The sequence below is a fragment of the Kitasatospora sp. LaBMicrA B282 genome (assembly GCF_050325825.1).
Lineage (GTDB): Bacteria > Actinomycetota > Actinomycetes > Streptomycetales > Streptomycetaceae > Kitasatospora.
On the sequence record NZ_JBNQTI010000362.1, the window covers coordinates 1 to 1310 of the forward strand.

General features: G+C 73.9%; 1 protein-coding gene. It reads right to left on the bottom strand.

Translation table 11 applies throughout. The annotated features are described in order from the left end of the window. Positions 1-135 precede the first annotated feature (135 nt). The coding region (gene efeB, locus ACQRUO_RS39435; protein WP_428321001.1) for an iron uptake transporter deferrochelatase/peroxidase subunit at positions 136-1310 on the bottom strand (1175 nt) is incomplete at its 5' end.

Consider the following 1310-nt stretch of genomic DNA (forward strand, 5'->3'; position numbering starts at 1 on the left):
CCCGCCTCGGGGCCAGGGGGAGGCGGGGCGGCGCGGCCGGCCGGAGTGGTGCCCGGCCGAGGGAGGGGCACCCGCCGGAGGTCGGGCGGCGCGTGCCGGTGGCTCGGGGGCGGTGCGGCTCGGGCGGGGTGCCGCTCAGGCCGCCGCGAACATCGTGCGGCCCAGCCAGTCGGCGGCGTCCTTGACGCCCGGCAGCACGAAGAAGTAGCCGCCGCCGACCGGCGAGATGTAGTCCACCAGCGGCTCGTCGATCAGCCGGGTCTGGGTGGCCTCGAACTGCCGCACCACGTCCTGCTGGTAGCAGCAGAAGGCGAGCCCCATGTCGAGGTTGCCGACCTTGTCCACGCCGCGGTCGTAGTTGTAGCCGCGGCGCAGGATCCGCGAGTCGTCGCTCTGCTGGGTGCGCGGGTTGGCCAGCCGGATGTGCGCGTCCAGCGGGATCGCGGTGCCGTTCGGGTCCTTGGCGTAGTCCGGCGCGTCGGTCTCCTTGGCGCCGTCCAGCGGGGCGCCGGTGTCCTTGCGGCGGCCGAACATCTTCTCCTGCTCGGCCAGCGAGACCCGGTCCCAGAACTCGACCAGCATCCGGATGATCCGGATCACCTGGTAGCTGCCGCCGGCCGCCCAGGCCGGCTCGCCGGCGCCGTTCTGCACCCAGACCAGCCGGTCCATCTCCCGGCCCGAGGTGGTGTCCGGGTTGACGATGCCGTCCTTGAAGCCGAGCAGGTTGCGCTGCGCGCCGCTCGGCCGCGGGGCGTTCTGGAAGCCGTCGATCCGCCACCTGACCTGCATCGCGCCGCGGGTGTGCTTGGCGATGTCGCGCAGCGCGTGCAGCACGGTGTCCTGGCTGTTGGCGCAGATCTGCAGCGACAGGTCACCGTGCAGCTCGGCGGCCTGCAGGTTGTCGTTGGGGAAGGTCTTCATCGGCTTCAGCTTGACCGGCTTGGCCGCGGCCAGCCCGTAGCGACCGTCGAAGAGCGAGGCGCCGACGCCGACCGTGACGGTGAGGTTGTCGCTGGGCACCACCGGGCCGAGGATCCCGTTGTCCGCGGGCGGCGCGCCGACCCCGAGGTCCGGCGGGGTGCCGCCGGCGGTCAGGAAGCGGATCCGGTCGGTGAGGGTGTGGAAGAGGTCCTCCAGCGCCTTGCGGTCCGGGGCGATCACGTCGAAGGAGACGAACATCGCCGCGGTCTGCTGCGGGGTCAGCACGCCCGCCTGGTGCTCGCCGTGGAACGGCACCGCGGCGTCCGCACCGCCCGGCGCGGCCGCCTCGGCCCGGCCGCCGCCGGCGGTCAGGGCCAGCGCGCCGCCGG